A 17,003-nucleotide genomic window follows, 5' to 3' on the forward strand; every position below is an offset into this window, starting at 1 on the left:
TGAAATGCTTTAAATATCCTTTTAGATACCTGATATTTTAAAAGGGGTATAAAGAGTGAAAAACAATCGTCTTCCGCTTATCGTTGGTGCTTTCATATCTATCGCGTTAATTGTAGCAATTTTTGTAGTCTATAACTATAAAAATAATCAAGTAAATAGTGCATCTGATGAGCAGCCAAAAACAACAGAAACAAACAAAACAACTGAACAAGATTCTACTGCAACAGAGAAACCAGACAATACTGAAACTCCTGCAAAGCCAGAGCAACAACCAGACGAAAATGGGTATCTTCCAAATCAAACATTACCTACGGAACCAACCTATATCAATGGTATTCTGTTAGCTAATAAAATTTATCCGCTTCCATCTACCTTTGCACCTGAAGAAAATCCAGAAGCACGAGAAGCGTTAAATCAAATGTTAGCAGCTGCCAAGCAGCAAGGATTTGATTTAGTTGCATTTAGTGGCTACCGATCTTTTGAATATCAAACAACCCTTTATGATAACTATGTTAAACGTGATGGACAGGCAGCGGCAGATCGATATAGTGCTCGTCCTGGCTACTCAGAACATCAAACAGGCTTAGCGTTTGATATAGGAGAGCGTGGAAAAGAAGATGTGTGGCTGACAGAAGAGTTTGGGGAAACTCCAGCAGGGCAATGGCTATTTGCACATGCACAGGAGTATGGCTTTATTTTGCGTTTCCCTCAAAACAAAGAAGAGATAACAGGTTATATGTATGAGTCATGGCACTATCGTTATGTGGGCAAAGAGATTGCAAAAGAGATAACAAAGAAAAACATTACGTTGGAAGAATATTTAGGCGTAAAATAATAAAAGGAAGAGAAGCCATTCTGTGAACAGGCTCTCTTCCTTTTTATTTTTATAAAATGGGTGTTAATAGACGGGAAATAGATTCTTTAAATTTAATCAGTGTTGAACGGTTTTTATACATTTCCCATGTTAATTCCGTACAATCAAAAATATCCTTCTCAAACAGTTCTGCCAATTGGTGCGATATATTTGCATCATATATGAAGGCATTGACTTCAAAATTTAGACTAAAACTTCGTACATCAATATTCGCTGTTCCGACAGAGGAAGCCTCGTCATCAATAATAATAGCTTTAGCATGGATAAAGCCCTTTTCATAGATGTAGACTTTGGCTCCAGCACGTAATAATTGACCCACATAAGAATAAGTAGCCCAATATACAAACATGTGATCAGGCTTATTAGGAATCATTATGCGTACATCGATGCCTGACAAGGTGGCAATTTTAATGGCGTCTAAAAAACTAACATCTGGGATGAAATATGGTGTTTGAATATAAATATATTTTTGAGCCATATTAATAAGCTTTAAGTAACCGATTTTTATTTGCTCCCAGTCTGAGTCTGGTCCACTTGAAACAATCTGTAAACCCACATCACCTTTTTTCGGGATGGCAGGGAAGTAACGATCAGAGTACCCCATTTTTTGTTGTGCACTAGCTTGGTTCCAGTCGAGTAAAAAGCGTGTTTGCAAAGGATGTACGGCACTACCCTCAATACGTAAGTGTGTATCTCGCCAATAACCAAACTTTTTTTGTAAACCTAAATACTCGTCACCGACGTTAAAACCACCAATATAGCCAATTCGACCATCAATGACAACGATTTTTCGGTGATTTCTAAAATTTAAACGAGGGTTAAGAAGTGGCAAAATGGATGGGAAGAAAACTTCTACTTCACCACCAGCATGCAGCAACTCTTTAAAATGGCGTCTTTTAACATTACGTGATCCCATTTCATCATAGAGAAGACGCACCTTAACACCTTGCTTTGCTTTTTTTATCAATGCATTGACGATACGTGTACCTAAGTCATCAAGTCTAAAAATATAATACTGGATGTGAATGTGATCTTTAGCTGCTTCAATGTCTTTAAGGAGCTGCTCAAACTTATCGGCACCATCATCAAAAATATCCAGATGGTTGTCCTGTGTTAAGACCGCATTGTTTGTTCTGAGGTGCATATAAATCATCTCTTGATAATTTTCTGCATTAGCAATACGAAACTCAAACGTTTCATCACGAATCGCTTCCATCTGATAGGTAATCAGATTATCAATCCCAATATCCTTGCGTCCTTCCCAACGGAATAGGTGCTTTCTTCGTAATTGTCTTCCAAGTAATAAGTACAAAATAAATCCAGCTAATGGCAGGAAAAATAACACGAGGATCCATGCCCATGTAGAGGTAGCATCTTTACGTTCTAAGAAAATGATGGTCATGGCTAATAAAATATTAAAAAACAAAGTTAAAGGAACTAAATATTCTATATCTGTAAAAATGCTCATTCCTACACCTGCCTTTGTATTGTTAATAACATACTTAGTATAGCCTACTTCAAATGCGGAAAGAAGATATGAAATGGCTAGATAGCATGGAAAAGGATTATCCCTTTGATATATAGGAATAATCCGCATGGTTTAATTAGTAATTCTCTAATAGTTAGAAATTTATAAAATGCAACCTACTATATTTTACGGAAGACGTAATGATTTACGGGATGCCTTATATATAAAGATTAGGCTTATAGAAAGAATGGCTATTGCAGCCGAAATATAATAACCAAGACTTGCTTGTACGGTAAATAACCATGTAAAAAAGAGTGGACCAAGAATACGTCCTAAGTTATCCATTGAATAGGACAGTCCAGCGGCAGTTCCATATTGTCCTCCAGATTCTTTAGAGGAGAGTGATACAACACATGTTCTTGCAAGTGCATTACCTGCTGTAAAGACACAAAGGGCAAGCCCAGCGATAAAAAGATTAGCTGTCAATGTAAATAAAAGCATGCCGATAGCAGTTACAATTTGTGCACCGATTAACCATGTCGTTTCACTGCCATTTTTTATGCGTCGAACGACCCCTCCTTGAATAGCAGCATCGACAAATCCACTAAACATGAACAAGTAACCAATTTGTAATGGTGTAATGTGAATTTTTTCGATTTGAAATAGCTGAAATGTAGCCTCTACGCCAGCTAGCATAAAAGTTACTAAAAAAGAAAACATAAATAGATAGCGCACACGGAATTGTAACATTGTTGCAGCACCCTTTGGCACTATAGCACGTTTATTTGAATCTTTTCGTTTTTTAGGTTCTTTTAGGACGAAACTTGCATAAATAAATAATAGTGCAATTAATGATGCTGATGCAGTAAACGGTAACTGCAAGCTATAATGGCCTAGCATTCCCCCGATTGCTGGACCAAAAATAAACCCAAGACCAATGGACATGCCCATAAAGCCCATATACTTATTGCGATCCTCTTCACTAGATATATCGGCGATAAATCCTGTTACTGCTGTATATAATGCACCTGAAAATAAACCACCAATAATACGTGAAACATACAATATAGCTAGGTTATCTATAAATAGTGAAAAAATAACAAAACTAAGGCTAAAGCCAATTAGACCAGTAAGGATTAGTTGTTTTCGCCCTACCTTATCTGATAGCATACCCCATAACGGTGCTGTGAAAAAACTTGCAAGTGAATAAACGGTCAATAAACCACCCACGTGGAGATCATGCCAATTTTGCTGCACAATTACCTCTGGTAAGACGGGAATAATAATGCCGAACCCTAGATAAACGAGGAATTGAACAGACATCAATAGTAAAATAGCCTTTTTCATACTGTTCCCTGCTTTCATACGATATTTCAATATGTATATTCTACCTCTCTTGTTCTTGCGATTACAACAATAGGGGAGGGGAAGCTTGAATAAAGTGGAACAATTTAGTAAAGAAAGAAATGAAGTATTTTAGATATTTTAAATCTATGTTCTGATTTTTGAATAAAATGTAGCCATTTTGGGTAATTTAAATATGTTTGATGGAAAAGTTTGATGATGTGAAAAATTTACAATGTAACAAAATTGAAAAATTTTAAAGGTAAGTTAAATGGTATGATAAATTTGTCAGACATCATACTCGTAGAAAAATGAAACTTTTTCGTAAATAAAACGTTATATAAAATCGAGGAAAGATTGAGGTGGAATGTATGACAAAAGAAGTAGATTTGAAAAAGATTGTTTCGAATTTATCTAAGTTGGGTGTAACAGCCACTGTAACAAAGTCTCGACTAGAACTTTTAAAAGTGCTAACACCACCAACGCAAACTCCGCAAGTTCAAGCTTAACTCGTTTCCAATAGAAAAAGGGAGGTCTCAATACGCGAGACTTCCCTTTTTCTATAGTTATTCATCTTCATCATGTGTGGTAAACATATACGTTCGATAATGGAATCGCATACTAAAGACTAGCCCAATCGCTAAAGCATTCCCCATAAGTGAACTTCCTCCGTAGCTAATGAACGGAAGTGGAATACCTGTGATAGGTAATAATTGAATAGTCATACCAATATTTTCGAAAACGTGGAAGGTAATCATAGCAATAATCCCAGCACATACATAGGTCGAGAAGGGATCTTTCAGTAATAGGGTTGTCTTTGTTAAATGATAAATTAATAAGAAGAAAATACAAATAACAATACTAGCGCCAATAAAGCCCCATTCCTCGCCGATAACTGTAAAAATGAAATCAGTATGGTTTTCAGCTACATATACTTCACGATTTCTAAATCCCTTACCAAAAATTTCACCTGATCCAATGGCATTTAAAGAGGTAATTAAATGATAGCCATCACTGGATGAATAGGAATAGGGGTCTAGCCAAGAATAAATACGAGCAAATTGATAGGCCTTAAAACCAAATGTTTTTTCTAGAAAGTCCTGCATATAGAGTGCCATCCACAGTAGGGTACCGCCTGCTACCATGCCACCTAAAAATGTTGGTAGAATGATTTTCCAAGAAATACCTGCTACAATGATAAGTGCTGCCGTAATGGCAAAGAATACAAGTGCTGAGCCTAGGTCAGGCTGCTTTAAAATAATAGCTAATGGTACGATTAAGGTGATAGCGATTTTACCTAGTAGCAAAAAGTCTGTTTTAATTGATCGTAATGAATAAATTTCATGGTGCTTACTAATTAATCGAGCTAGTGCTAAAATGTAAAAAGTTTTCATAAACTCAGAAGGTTGAATATTTCCAATCGGCGTATGATACCAGCTTTTAGCACCATTAACGGGTGCACCGATTTGACCTTCTCCTTCTGGCATAAAAATAAGCAGTACCAGTAAGGCAATCCCTGCTCCATACATATACCATGACATTTTTTTATATTGATCTGGCTCAAAAAACATGACTATACCAATAATTACTGCACCAATCACATACCATTGCATTTGTTTTGGTACGTAGTTAATGCCATATTGTCCTGAAGTTTGGGCAGATGCAATAGCTAACAAACTAATGACTAGAAAAGTGAAGAGTATAAATGCAAGTGTCCAGTCAAAACGATTTGCGAAATTTCGTTTATTTTCCATAAAAGCCACCTAAAATTAAAATAGTATCTCAATATGAGTAAATGTGATGCGATTCTCCCTATTTCGTTTATACTTGGTCAAAGAAGAAAGCAAATTAATAACCAGCAGTGGTGTGAAAATAGCTCATATCTATTGATAAGCTTGCAATTTGCTTTGAATATTGTCAATGGAATTTTAAGCAAATACTTGAACTCATTGAGTAATCTAAACTTTATATGCAAATGCATGTTTAACATTCCTAATTATAACGCAAAAATTACTTTTATGCCTGCGTATATAGTAGTGACGACAATTAACATAAAATGTTTCAAAAAAATCATGTTTAGTCTTATAATGTAGTGAAGAATGGGGTGATGGTTGTGGCTAAAAAATTAAAGTCAGCTGATGATTTTATGTATCATATTTATGTTCATATGAATGATGTCGATAAATTTGTTATATTTAGCGGGTTAAAATTCTCGCAATTTGTGGCTGCACTTGAACCACTACATCACTTACTGTTATTAAAACATTCCTATGAAGACGGTTCTTTTAATATGCATACACAATTTGAATATGTATTAGAAGAAGATGTTCCTCGTTTTGTGAAAAAATCTGCTGAATCTAAAGAATTATGCTGGGTAGATTTTATGGACGAGAAGAGGCTAGATCATTTAACACCGATGGAACAAGGAGAATTGCTGTACATAAGTCACAAGAAAGAACCAATTACGTCAGCATTTTTTAATAAATTACAAAATAGATTCGTCTATTATTCTTCAGACTTAGAGAAAATGACTAAAATTTATTTTCGTCATTTAAGTGATTCGGATTTATTGGTTGCCAATGTTTTTAATAGTTTAATTCGTGAAAAGGAACGCAGCACTGGATTTTGGCGTCGAAAAGTAAAAGCGAGTATTCCCGCTATATCACCAGATTTTTTACGTTCTTACCGATCCTTTGCGAAAGATGGAGCGTTACTATCTTTGTATCGGATTGAGAAACCAAAAGTAGCGTATGGAATAGAAGTTCGCAATCTGTCTGAATATTCTTTTCCTGACGAAGTTTGGGATGACTTAAATACGATTTTAAAAACAGAGCATGATGAATTAATCTATATTATTTAAACTTCATGGTGACGCAATCAAAGAACTAAGATGTTGGTAGACAATATTTATGTTGCATTATTCCTGTACAATTTAATAGCAGGAAGTATTGATGCTGGGGCATAATCGAAGAACTATACACGCAAAATCTCACCGTTAAAAATACGGTGAGATTTTTATGTCATTTGTCAAGACGTTTCATGATAAACTAATAGTACTCAAGAAGTATGTGGAGGGCACAAAAATGAAAAAAAGAATCGGTTTATTATACGGCGGAAAGTCAGCGGAGCACGAAGTGTCGTTATCGACAGCACGTGCAGTCACAGGAGCTTTGAATTTCGAGGAGTATGAAGTATATCCGATTTTCATTACAACTGACGGGGAATGGCGCCGTGGAGAGCGTTTAGAAAAACCCGTCAGTGCAATAGAAGAACTACAATTTGGTGATAATACTACAATTTTAGAAAATAATATCACTGATTTTTTGCTTGATAAAAATGGCAATGAGGTAAAGTTTGATGTCATTTTCCCATTGTTACATGGTACGAATGGTGAGGATGGAACAGTGCAAGGTTTACTTGAGGTTCTAAATTTACCGTATGTAGGAAATGGTGTATTGGCATCCTCTGCTGGAATGGATAAAGTGGTAATGAAGCAATTATTTGAAATTGCTGGATTACCTCAAGTGCCCTATACGTATTTTATTCGTAGTGAGTGGAAGAATGAGCAACACGCAATCATTGAACGCTGTGAAAATAACCTGAATTGGCCAATGTTTGTGAAGCCTGCAAACTTAGGGTCAAGTGTTGGGATTAGCAAGGCAACAGATCGCGAGCAATTGGTAAAAGCAATTGAGGTTGCTTTACAATATGATCGTAAAATCGTTGTTGAACAGGGAATTGTCGCTCGTGAAGTTGAACTAGCGGTGTTAGGAAATGACTATCCTGAAGTATCAGTGCCAGGAGAAATTAAACCCGTTACTGATTTTTATGATTATGATTCTAAATATAAGGACGGTTCTACAGCACTTATTATTCCAGCTGAGCTTCCAGTAGAAACTGTGGCAAGCTTAAAAGAACTGGCAAAGCGTGCATTTAAGGCTATAGATGGTAGCGGCTTAGTTCGTGCGGACTTTTTTGTAACAACTGAAAATAACGTTTACATTAATGAAGTAAACACAATGCCAGGTTTTACGCCTGTAAGTATGTATCCATTATTATGGCAGCATACAGATGTGAGTTATCCAGAGCTGATTGACCGTTTAATTACCCTAGCAATTGAACGCTATGAAGAAAAACAACAGCTTCACTATAAAAAAGACTGAGTGGGATTATCGTGAAAAAAACTTTAAAACAATTAGCTGCATGGTTAAATGAGGATATGGCGGCTTTGGGTGACACTGTTGTGTCAGGAATTTCTATTGATACAAGAACAATTCAACAAGGAGACCTATTTGTTCCATTTCGTGGTGAGCATACAAATGGGCATAAGTTTGTAATGCAGGCATTTGAGAAAGGTGCCGGAGCTTCTCTTTGGCAAAAGGATGAGCCGAATCCACCAGAAGGTTACCCGTTGTTGTTTGTGGATGATCCAGAATTAGCTTTGCAAGAAATGGCTAGAGCATATCGTAATGAACATAAAGCAAAATTTATAGGCATTACAGGTTCAAATGGTAAGACATCAACAAAGGATATTTTAGCGGGAACACTAGCTCCATTCTTTAAAGTACAAAAAACGATCGGGAACTTTAATAATCAATTGGGCTTGCCTATTACTATCTTACAGCTTGATGAAGATACAGATGTGGCTGTCCTTGAGATGGGCATGAGTGGATTTGGTGAAATTGAGTTTTTAACGAAGCTTGCTCGTCCACATATGACGGTTATTACCAACATTGGTGAGGCCCATATGCAGGATTTGGGGTCACGTGCAGGTATTGCAAAAGCTAAGTTTGAAATTATTCAAGGAATGCAAGAAGATGGTCTATTATTCTATGATGGTGATGAACCTTTGCTCAAGGAATTAGTGGCAAAAGAACAGCAATTACAGTCAGTGCCGTTCGGGTTAGAATCCAATAATCTTTTATACGCTGACAATATTCATGCTAACGCTGATGGCAGCCACTTCACTACACACGGTCTGATCGAGGGTGATTTCTTTATTTCAGTGCTTGGCAAGCATCAAGTAAAAAATACACTTGTGGCCATGTTAATTTCTCATAAGCTAGGTTTAAGCAATGAACAAATACGTACATCCTTAGAGCATGTCGTATTAACTGATATGAGGATGCAACAGGTACTAGGAACAAATGGCGCTCTATTTATCAATGATGCCTATAATGCAGCTCCAACCTCTGTAAAAGCTGCAATTCAATTTATGGCTACATCAACTATTCGACCTGAAAAATGGCTTGTGTTAGGAGATATGCTAGAGCTTGGACCAAATGAGCAACGTTTCCATGAGGGTCTGGTTGAGCATATTAATGAGGATGAAATTGATAATGTCTGTTTGTTTGGCCCTCGGATGCTATATCTTTACAAAATATTAAAAGAGCGCTTTGAGGCTGAACGTTTATTGTATACAGAAGATGATTATACGGCTATTATTGAAAAGCTAAAACAAGCGAATGAATCATCTATTGTTTTACTTAAAGGTTCACGTGGTATGAAATTAGAGACAATCTTAAAGGCATTTACGTCATAGTAGCAATGAATCGGTGAGAGAAACGCTCACCGATTTATTTGTGTAGGTTTATCTTTGTTAAATGAGGTGAAGAATTTGTCAGTAGGTGTGCTATGTATTCATGGATTTTCAGGTGGACCATATGAGGTGAAGCCATTCACAAGTTATTTACGTTCACATACAGATTGGATAATTGAAGAGCCAACATTGTCTGGACATGGTGAAGAATTACATATGAGTGGTTTTAAGGCGAAACACTGGTTAATGGATGCCGAATTAGCTTTCCGATCGTTGGCAAAAAAAGTTGACGAGGTAATCGTTGTTGGCTTTTCAATGGGAGGAATTATAGCGCTATATTTAGCTAAACGCTATAAAGTGAAAAAGCTTGTATTACTAAGTGCTGCTGCAAAGTATGTGAGCCCTAAACAGCTAGTCAAAGATTTTAAAATGTTAGCTACTGAAGCCTATCACCATAATTTGACTAATAACGAACTCTATTTACGATACCATCAGAAGTTTAACAATGTGCCACTTGCCTCAACAGTAGAATTTATGAAGTTGGTTAGAATGGTGGAGCCGTATTATCGGCATATTCAAATTCCTGTATATATTGTGCAGGGGAAGTTGGATGGGATAGTGCCTTATCACACGGCTCAATTTCTTTTTGATGAATTAGCCTCTACAGACAAGGTTTTGTATTTTTCTGATAATGGCAAGCACCATATATGTTTTGAGGAAGATTGCTCTGAATGGTTTCCACAGGTTTTAATGTTTTTAAAAGACAAATAAAGTAGTCAGATTATTACGACTCATGCGTTATCGTTGCATAGGATTTAAAGCCATGTTAGACTAGTGTAAGCAATGGATACATTTTGTGCGAAGACTCTTCATATTTGGTTGAAGAGTACTTTTTTTTGAACACAACGGTTTTATTCTAAAGTGAAAAATTACGACAGAATCGAACCGCTCGGTAAAGACCGGGCTTTCCTTTTCATATAAGAGAGCTCTATATGGACTATCATGTAGAGAAAATTTTTAAGTAACGGAAACGTTCCACTACACAGGCTCGAATTTGCCGACAACTTCATCTGAAAATGTAACCATTTGTCAACTTAAAAGGAAAAAAAGGAGATTGAGAAGTTTGACAAATTTTTCAGAATTAAATATTAGCGAATCTACTTTACGCTCAGTTAAGCGTATGGGATTTGAAGAAGCAACACCAATCCAAGAAGGTACTATTCGTTTTGCGATTGAAGGCCGTGATGTATTAGGTCAAGCACAAACAGGTACTGGTAAAACTGCCGCTTTCGGGATTCCACTAATTGAAAAAATCGATCCAAAAAACCCTAATATTCAAGCATTAGTCATTGCTCCAACTCGTGAGTTAGCGATTCAAGTTTCAGAAGAGCTTTATAAAATTGGCTATGACAAACGCGTAAAATTATTATCAGTATACGGTGGTCAAGAAATAGGCCGTCAAATTCGTGCACTGAAAAATAGACCTCAAATCATTGTTGGTACGCCAGGTCGTATTATTGATCATATTAATCGTCGTACGTTAAAATTAGAAGATGTTCAAACATTAGTATTGGATGAAGCAGACGAAATGTTAAACATGGGCTTTATCGATGATATTAATTCAATCTTAGAAAACGTACCTTCTGAGCGCCAAACATTACTGTTCTCAGCAACGATGCCACCAGCAATCCGTAAAATTGCAGAAACATTTATGCGTGATCCAGAGATTGTAAAAATTAAAGCTAAAGAACTAACTGTTGATAATATTGATCAATATTTTGTTAAGTCTGCTGAACGTGAAAAATTCGATGTTTTATCTCGTTTATTAAACGTTCACCAACCAGAGCTAGCTATTATTTTTGGTCGTACAAAACGTCGTGTAGATGAGCTTGCACAGGCCCTATCTATTCGTGGCTATTTAGCTGAAGGTATTCATGGTGATTTAAGCCAAGCGAAGCGTATCTCAGTATTACGCCAGTTTAAAGAAAATAAAATCGATATCCTTGTTGCGACAGATGTAGCCGCTCGTGGACTTGATATTTCTGGTGTGACACACGTTTATAACTTTGATATTCCTCAAGATCCTGAATCATATGTTCACCGTATTGGACGTACAGGTCGTGCGGGTAAATCAGGTCTTGCCGTAACATTTGTAACACCACGTGAAATGGGTTACTTACGTATTGTAGAAGAAACTACGAAAAAACGTATGACACCTCTTCGCCCACCAACAACGGACGAAGCATTAGAAGGTCAACAACGCTTAGCTGTTGAAACACTGGAAGGTCTTATTGCTAATAACAATTTAGGTGATTACCGTACACTTGCAGCAGAATTATTAGACAATCATGATGCTGTTGATGTTGTTGCAGCTGCTCTGCGTTCATTAACGAGAGAGCCAGACGATACACCAGTAACAATCACAGAAGAACGTCCATTACCAATGCGTCGTGAACGTTCTAGCAATAACCGTGGTGGCGGTGATCGTGGCCGTGGTAACCGTGGCTTTGGCGGCGGACGTCGTGACAATGCTCGCAGTGGAGAGCGTCGCAGTAGCAGTAGCCGTCGAGAGGGTGGACGCCGTGAAGGCGGACGTCGTGAAGGTGGACAAGGTCGTTCTCGTTCTCCAAGACGTCACGAAGGATAATTTTAGACGAAATACACTTAATTTTTTACAGTAAACCTTACAGTCATGATGGCTGTAAGGTTTTTTTTCGGCTATAGTTGAAACAAAAAGGTGAGTGAATTCGTATACACCTAATGAAGAAAGAGGGGGAACGACAATGAGAGCACAACCGATTCATCAAATTTCTCGTAAAGGGCTAACAGTGTGGCGTTTATATGGAGTCATACAAACATTGGTGCTGTTAGTTGTAGCAGGACTTGTAAGCTATGGTACTTATTATTTTGAATGGCCTTCATTTATTTACTTCATAGCATGTGCAATTGTTTTACTAAGTGCGATATTATCTATTTTTATTTTCCCGAAAATAAGATGGGAAAGATGGCGCTATGAAGTTCGAGAGCATGAAATCGAAGTACAACATGGTTTATTTGTTGTGAAACGCACATTAATTCCAATGGTACGTGTGCAACATGTTGATACAACACAAGGGCCGATATTAAAAAAATACGACTTAGGTAATATCTCTATTTCTACAGCTGCAACTGTACATACGATTCCTGCACTTGTTATGGATGAAGCAGACGTACTGCGTGCGCGTATTTCTGATTTAGCAAGGGTGGCTGAAGATGATGTCTAAGGAAATTAATCGTTTACACCCAGTGTCTGCAATTATAACGAGTGTAAAAGCATTGAAAAGTATGATATTACCAATTGCCATTATTATCATAAGTAACGGCTTTAATTTTTCTTTGAATTTTCGTAGTGATCATTTTTTTGAAACCATTTTACTTTTCGGTGTATGGGGAGTAGCAGCACTTCTTGCGCTCGTGGGAGGAATCATAAAGTGGCGGACATTTGTTTACTGGTTTGAAGATGGGGAGTTGCGTGTGACATATGGATTATTTGTTAAAAAGAAACGTTATATCCCTTTTGAACGTATTCAAAGTTTGAATTACAATGAAGGTGTTTTTCATCGTATTTTTGGTTTAGTGAAAGTTCAGGTGGAGACTGCTGGTAGTAAAGGGGGAAAACCTGAGGTTGAGCTGACAGCCATTCGCAAAGCAGCAGCAGATGTTATTGAATTAGAAATGCGTCATGCTAAAAACGAAGCAGTTCAACAACAGGATCAAATGCAGGTTGTAGAGGAAGCTATACCAACTCCGATGATTTACCATATGTCCATGCGAGATTTACTAGTATTAGCAACAACATCTGGTGGAATTGGTGTTGTGTTATCAGGTCTTGCAGCCGTTGCTTCACAATTTTCCGACATTATTCCTTATGAAACTGTATTTCATGAGTTAGCTGATTTCGTGAAAATCGGCGCATTTTTAGTGGCATTGACGGTGATGGTTGTTTTAATTGTTGCTTGGATTGTATCAGTGGTCATCACACTGATAAATTATTATGATTACACTGTCCGCATTGAGGAAGAAAAGTTGATTATCACAAAGGGACTGTTAGAAAAAAAGCGTATTACTTTGCCGTTGAATCGAATTCAGGCAATTCGTATTGTGGAAAATCCACTACGTCAGTTAACAGGCTATGCTACAGTGGTTGTTGAAAGTGCTGGTGGTAATGGTGAAAATGGAAATGATAAAAAAATTACGCTATTTCCACTTATTAAGAAGCCGGATTGTATGCAAACATTAGAACAGCTTTTCCCAGAAATGAATTGGCAGCCTACATTTACTCGCTCACCAAAAAGGGCAAGACCATTTTTTTATCGCATTGATTTTTTCTGGCTAGTTCCGATTATCGGTGCATCTATCTATTTCTTTTATCCATACGGGCTATTGTCGTTGCTGTTAATTCCATTAACAATGTTACTTGGTATTTGGCAACATAAAACAGCAGGCTATCAAATAGATGGCAAGCAACTGGCTATGCAGTATCGTGTGTTTAGTCGAATTACGTTAATCATGGAGAAGAAGCGAATTCAATCTATTGAAAGTACACAATCATACTTTCAAAAAAGAAAGAATGTTATGTCTGTAAAAGCAACCGTCATGTCAGGAGCAACTGGTACAACGGGGAGTGTTTCCAGCTTAGAGCAACAAGATGCCGAGACGATCTTAACATGGTACGAACATTAATGAACTAAAAAGCTAATCCTTTCAATTTTATGGAAGGATTAGCTTTTTTAACTATAAATAAATAGAGATGCTGTTTATAATAAAATAAATAGAACAAAAGGGGTGGAGACATTGTTTAAATATGACATTAATGAAAGCGCTTATTTAAAGCTTTTGGATTTAAGTGATGTAGAAGAGTTATTCGCTTTAACTGACCGTTCAAGGGATACATTACGTGAATGGTTGCCCTTTGTAGATGATGTCAAAACAGTAAAGGATACTGAGCAATTCGTAAAAAATGCTATGCAACAATATGCTGATCACAATGGCATACAAGCAGGGATTTACTATGGTGGAAAGCTTGCCGGTGTTATCGGCTATCACCAAATCAACTGGCAACATAAATGGACAAGTATTGGCTACTGGCTAGGGAATGAATTTGTAGGAAAGGGGCTCGTTACGAATTCCATGAAAGCATTGATTGATTTTGCCTTTAATTATTTAAAGTTAAATCGTATAGAAGTGCGTGTTGCAGTTGGTAATATTCGTAGTCGTACAATCCCAAAGGTATTGGGCTTTCATGAAGAAGGGCGTTTAAGGGATGCTGAGTGGCTATATGATCACTACGTAGATCAGGTTGTTTATGGTTTAACAGCAACTGAATGGAAAAAAATAAAGATGTCAAATGAAGCTACAGTGGTTTTATAATGGAGGTCATTGTAAGGAAAGAGGAGCTGCTCTATAGGTGAGCAGCTCCTCTTTTTAATGTTATGGTCTACCAGCCATCTTTTGTTTGCGCCAGCTTAAAATTCTTTTTGGATGTAAATAGACAAGTCCAAGGATAAATCCGGTTACTAGACCGCCTAAATGAGCAAAGACATTCACATTTGGTTGGAGAAAGGTCATAATGACACTGATGACGATGATTGGTAAAATGAGCTTACGAAGCATGGGCATTGTACGTCGAGTATAGTAAACTAATGCCCCAAATGCACCAAAAATTCCAAAAATAGCCCCACTTGCACCAAGGCTCGCATAACTACTATCATAGAATATATAGGTTGCCATGTTGCCTACAATACCTGATACTAAATAAATTGTAATGAAACGTGCTTTCCCTGCGATTTTTTCTAGCTCTGGTCCAAAGAGATATAAGGAAAACATATTAAAAAACACATGCATAAAACCTGCATGTAAAAACATGGCAGAGAAAACACGCCACCATTCACCACTTTGAATCAGGAAATTTGCTTGGATTCCGTAATTCCACAAGAGTGTTCCTATGCTGGGTATGAGAGACAATACATAAAGAGTAAGATTTATTGCTATTAAAGTTGAAACAACAGGGTAATACTTTGTATATTGCTTAAAATTTTCCGTTCTACTAAACATGGCTCCACCTCAATTTACAATTATTATACATGCCTTGTTGGAAATAGGTAAAGGAGAAGGTTCACATGATTAAGGGAATTGGCCTCGATATTGTAGAGATTGATCGTATTGCAAAGGCTATGAAACGAACAGATAAATTTAAAGACCGCATTTTAACGATAAATGAAAAAAAAATATTTGATGGTTATTCGGAAACTCGCAAAATAGAATTTTTAGCTGGGCGATTTGCTGCAAAAGAAGCATTTTCGAAGGCTCTGGGAACAGGGCTTGGGGAACAATGTAAGCTTCATGATTTGGAAGTGTTAAAAGGAGCAGCTGGCAATCCTGTTTTATATTTTAAGGATGAACTTGTCAATGGTTTTGTTAGTATTACGCATTCTAAGCAATACGCAGCTGCTCAAGTAATCTTATTAGAATAGTACTTAACTTGTCTAAAAGGATTGCATGTAAATTTAAATATATTGCCCTTTCTTCAAATGACATAACTGACAAATACGGTTCATATATTGTCGTAGTGGATTTGAAAGAAGAAAGGGTGAAAGCGTGGGCAACCGTATAGTTAAATGGCTCGTCTTACTTTGTACGATATTACTTCTGTCGGCATGTGGTGCAGCCTCACAGGAAAAAGTGTTGAAGAAAGTGAATGGTAAATGGGCAGAGACGAATGGTTATGAATTAAATGCATCGATGGAAATTAAATCGGGTGGGGAACCTAGAAATTATGATGTAACAGTATGGCACACAAAACCTGATTTCTATCGAGTAGAAGTAGTTGAAAGTGGGAAAGATGTTTCTCAAATGATTGTACGTAATGCTGATGGTGTTTTTGTCGTAACACCGACATTAAACAAAATGTATAAATTCCAAAGTGATTGGCCAAAGAAAAATAGTCAGGCATACCTAATTGGAGCGCTAGCAGAAGATTTAGCAGAAGATAAAAATCTTGTCATGAAAGAAGAAGAAAAAGCATATATATTTGAAGCGGCTACTAGAAATAGCTATAAGAACAGTATGCCACATCAGGTTATAACAGTAGATAAGAAAACTTTATTGCCAACCTCAGTAGTTATTATGAATGATGTGAAAGAAGAGCAAATCAAAATCACATTTAAGAAAATTAAGCTAGGTGTACAACATGCTGCAAAAGAGTATGCAGTTGAACAATTCACTGATAAAGATAACACGAAAGGTGAACAAGCTACACCTGCCGAAAAAGAAGGGCAAGAAGATAATGAGGATAAGGAAGCTGTTGGAGCAGAAGTTGAATATCAAGAATTCCAAACACATTATCCTGTTGTAAATTGGGCACAATTAGCGAATGAAAAAGTTGTGCAGGAAAGTGGAATGGAACGAGTAATCTTAACATACGATGGTGAGAAGGCATTTACTGTTATGCAGCAACCAGTAATGAAGGAAAATTCAATGTTACCTGTATCGTCACCTGGTGATCCAGTTGATTTAGGCTATACAATTGGTGCTATTACAGATACATCAATTAGTTGGGAAAAAGATGGCGTTGAATTCTTTGTAGCATCAAGTAAATTAACGCGAGAAGAAATGATTGAAGTTGCTACATCTATGACGATAAGTAGTATGAAGTAACTTTTCTGGCTACAGCCTTCTGGAATACGGAGGCTGTAGCTTATTGATAATTAAAATGAACCTATAAAGTATAGGCTCATCCG

General features: G+C 36.9%; 16 protein-coding genes. 12 read left to right on the forward strand and 4 right to left on the reverse strand.

What is annotated here, in order from left to right; all coding sequences use genetic code 11:
* Nucleotides 1-55 precede the first annotated feature (55 nt).
* Nucleotides 56-835: a D-alanyl-D-alanine carboxypeptidase family protein gene (locus tag ACHZEU_RS16010; protein ID WP_048394259.1), complete on the forward strand. Its 780-nt coding sequence runs from the start codon at nucleotides 56-58 to the stop codon at nucleotides 833-835.
* Nucleotides 836-884: 49 nt separating this feature from the next.
* On the opposite strand, the gene cls is transcribed toward ACHZEU_RS16010, so the two are convergent.
* Both cls and ACHZEU_RS16020 read right to left on the reverse strand, forming a co-directional pair.
* Entirely contained in the window at nucleotides 885-2,342 is a 1,458-nt protein-coding gene (gene cls, locus ACHZEU_RS16015) for a cardiolipin synthase (protein WP_048394260.1), read from the reverse strand.
* Between the two features lie 186 nt (nucleotides 2,343-2,528).
* Nucleotides 2,529-3,689 (reverse strand): MFS transporter, encoded by a 1,161-nt coding sequence (locus tag ACHZEU_RS16020; RefSeq protein ID WP_048394263.1) that lies wholly within the window; start codon nucleotides 3,687-3,689, stop codon nucleotides 2,529-2,531.
* Nucleotides 3,690-4,057: 368 nt separating this feature from the next.
* Here ACHZEU_RS16020 and ACHZEU_RS16025 point away from each other — a divergent pair, with 368 nt between their 5' ends.
* Nucleotides 4,058-4,195 (forward strand): Lmo0850 family protein, encoded by a 138-nt coding sequence (locus tag ACHZEU_RS16025; protein WP_004232019.1) that lies wholly within the window; start codon nucleotides 4,058-4,060, stop codon nucleotides 4,193-4,195.
* Nucleotides 4,196-4,252: 57 nt separating this feature from the next.
* Here ACHZEU_RS16025 and ACHZEU_RS16030 read toward each other — a convergent pair whose 3' ends face one another.
* The gene (locus ACHZEU_RS16030; RefSeq protein ID WP_036079404.1) at nucleotides 4,253-5,440 is read right to left on the reverse strand and encodes an FtsW/RodA/SpoVE family cell cycle protein; all 1,188 of its coding nucleotides are present in this window, start codon (nucleotides 5,438-5,440) and stop codon (nucleotides 4,253-4,255) included.
* Nucleotides 5,441-5,793: 353 nt separating this feature from the next.
* On the opposite strand from ACHZEU_RS16030, the gene ACHZEU_RS16035 reads away from it, so the two are divergent.
* The 8 genes from ACHZEU_RS16035 (at nucleotide 5,794) to ACHZEU_RS16070 (ending at nucleotide 14,634) form a co-directional block, all read left to right on the forward strand.
* Entirely contained in the window at nucleotides 5,794-6,546 is a 753-nt protein-coding gene (locus ACHZEU_RS16035; RefSeq protein WP_048394266.1) for a hypothetical protein, read from the forward strand.
* Nucleotides 6,547-6,769: 223 nt separating this feature from the next.
* Nucleotides 6,770-7,849, forward strand: coding sequence for a D-alanine--D-alanine ligase (locus ACHZEU_RS16040; protein ID WP_048394267.1), 1,080 nt, complete (start codon nucleotides 6,770-6,772; stop codon nucleotides 7,847-7,849).
* Between the two features lie 11 nt (nucleotides 7,850-7,860).
* A complete protein-coding gene (gene murF / locus ACHZEU_RS16045; protein WP_048394269.1) occupies nucleotides 7,861-9,228 on the forward strand; it encodes a UDP-N-acetylmuramoyl-tripeptide--D-alanyl-D-alanine ligase in 1,368 nt (455 codons plus the stop codon).
* A gap of 75 nt (nucleotides 9,229-9,303) precedes the next feature.
* The gene (locus ACHZEU_RS16050; protein WP_048394271.1) at nucleotides 9,304-9,996 is read left to right on the forward strand and encodes a carboxylesterase; all 693 of its coding nucleotides are present in this window, start codon (nucleotides 9,304-9,306) and stop codon (nucleotides 9,994-9,996) included.
* 352 nt (nucleotides 9,997-10,348) lie between these two features.
* Nucleotides 10,349-11,872 (forward strand): DEAD/DEAH box helicase, encoded by a 1,524-nt coding sequence (locus tag ACHZEU_RS16055; RefSeq protein ID WP_048394273.1) that lies wholly within the window; start codon nucleotides 10,349-10,351, stop codon nucleotides 11,870-11,872.
* Between the two features lie 136 nt (nucleotides 11,873-12,008).
* Entirely contained in the window at nucleotides 12,009-12,488 is a 480-nt protein-coding gene (locus ACHZEU_RS16060) for a PH domain-containing protein (RefSeq protein ID WP_004232029.1), read from the forward strand.
* Nucleotides 12,481-13,947 carry a PH domain-containing protein gene (locus tag ACHZEU_RS16065; protein ID WP_048394275.1) on the forward strand — a complete coding sequence of 489 codons (1,467 nt, stop codon included), beginning with the start codon at nucleotides 12,481-12,483 and terminating at the stop codon, nucleotides 13,945-13,947. Before ACHZEU_RS16060 ends, ACHZEU_RS16065 begins: the two co-directional genes overlap by 8 nt.
* A 111-nt stretch (nucleotides 13,948-14,058) precedes the next feature.
* Nucleotides 14,059-14,634, forward strand: a complete 576-nt coding sequence (locus tag ACHZEU_RS16070) for a GNAT family N-acetyltransferase (protein WP_048394277.1) — start codon at nucleotides 14,059-14,061, stop codon at nucleotides 14,632-14,634.
* A gap of 60 nt (nucleotides 14,635-14,694) precedes the next feature.
* Here ACHZEU_RS16070 and ACHZEU_RS16075 read toward each other — a convergent pair whose 3' ends face one another.
* Nucleotides 14,695-15,318: a rhomboid family intramembrane serine protease gene (locus ACHZEU_RS16075; RefSeq protein WP_048394279.1), complete on the reverse strand. Its 624-nt coding sequence runs from the start codon at nucleotides 15,316-15,318 to the stop codon at nucleotides 14,695-14,697.
* Nucleotides 15,319-15,383: 65 nt separating this feature from the next.
* Here ACHZEU_RS16075 and acpS point away from each other — a divergent pair, with 65 nt between their 5' ends.
* Nucleotides 15,384-15,737 carry a holo-ACP synthase gene (gene acpS, locus ACHZEU_RS16080; protein ID WP_048394281.1) on the forward strand — a complete coding sequence of 118 codons (354 nt, stop codon included), beginning with the start codon at nucleotides 15,384-15,386 and terminating at the stop codon, nucleotides 15,735-15,737.
* A 124-nt stretch (nucleotides 15,738-15,861) separates the two neighbouring features.
* On the forward strand, nucleotides 15,862-16,920 hold the full coding sequence (locus ACHZEU_RS16085) for an outer membrane lipoprotein carrier protein LolA (protein WP_048394283.1): 1,059 nt from the start codon (nucleotides 15,862-15,864) through the stop codon (nucleotides 16,918-16,920).
* Nucleotides 16,921-17,003: the final 83 nt, after the last annotated feature.

The sequence above is a fragment of the Lysinibacillus sp. S1 genome, from assembly GCF_044986265.1.
GTDB classification, from domain to species: domain Bacteria; phylum Bacillota; class Bacilli; order Bacillales_A; family Planococcaceae; genus Lysinibacillus; species Lysinibacillus capsici.

What these genes read in the sequence shown, in the direction of transcription:
- ACHZEU_RS16020 (WP_048394263.1), bottom strand. Translation starts at nt 3,689, where the DNA reads ATGAAAAAGGCTATTTTACTATTGATGTCTGTTCAATTCCTCGTTTAT.
- ACHZEU_RS16065 (WP_048394275.1), top strand. Translation starts at nt 12,481, where the DNA reads ATGTCTAAGGAAATTAATCGTTTACACCCAGTGTCTGCAATTATAACG.
- acpS (WP_048394281.1), top strand. Translation starts at nt 15,384, where the DNA reads ATGATTAAGGGAATTGGCCTCGATATTGTAGAGATTGATCGTATTGCA.
- ACHZEU_RS16030 (WP_036079404.1), bottom strand. Translation starts at nt 5,440, where the DNA reads ATGGAAAATAAACGAAATTTCGCAAATCGTTTTGACTGGACACTTGCA.
- ACHZEU_RS16025 (WP_004232019.1), top strand. Translation starts at nt 4,058, where the DNA reads ATGACAAAAGAAGTAGATTTGAAAAAGATTGTTTCGAATTTATCTAAG.
- ACHZEU_RS16075 (WP_048394279.1), bottom strand. Translation starts at nt 15,318, where the DNA reads ATGTTTAGTAGAACGGAAAATTTTAAGCAATATACAAAGTATTACCCT.
- cls (WP_048394260.1), bottom strand. Translation starts at nt 2,342, where the DNA reads ATGAGCATTTTTACAGATATAGAATATTTAGTTCCTTTAACTTTGTTT.
- ACHZEU_RS16035 (WP_048394266.1), top strand. Translation starts at nt 5,794, where the DNA reads ATGGTTGTGGCTAAAAAATTAAAGTCAGCTGATGATTTTATGTATCAT.
- ACHZEU_RS16060 (WP_004232029.1), top strand. Translation starts at nt 12,009, where the DNA reads ATGAGAGCACAACCGATTCATCAAATTTCTCGTAAAGGGCTAACAGTG.
- ACHZEU_RS16040 (WP_048394267.1), top strand. Translation starts at nt 6,770, where the DNA reads ATGAAAAAAAGAATCGGTTTATTATACGGCGGAAAGTCAGCGGAGCAC.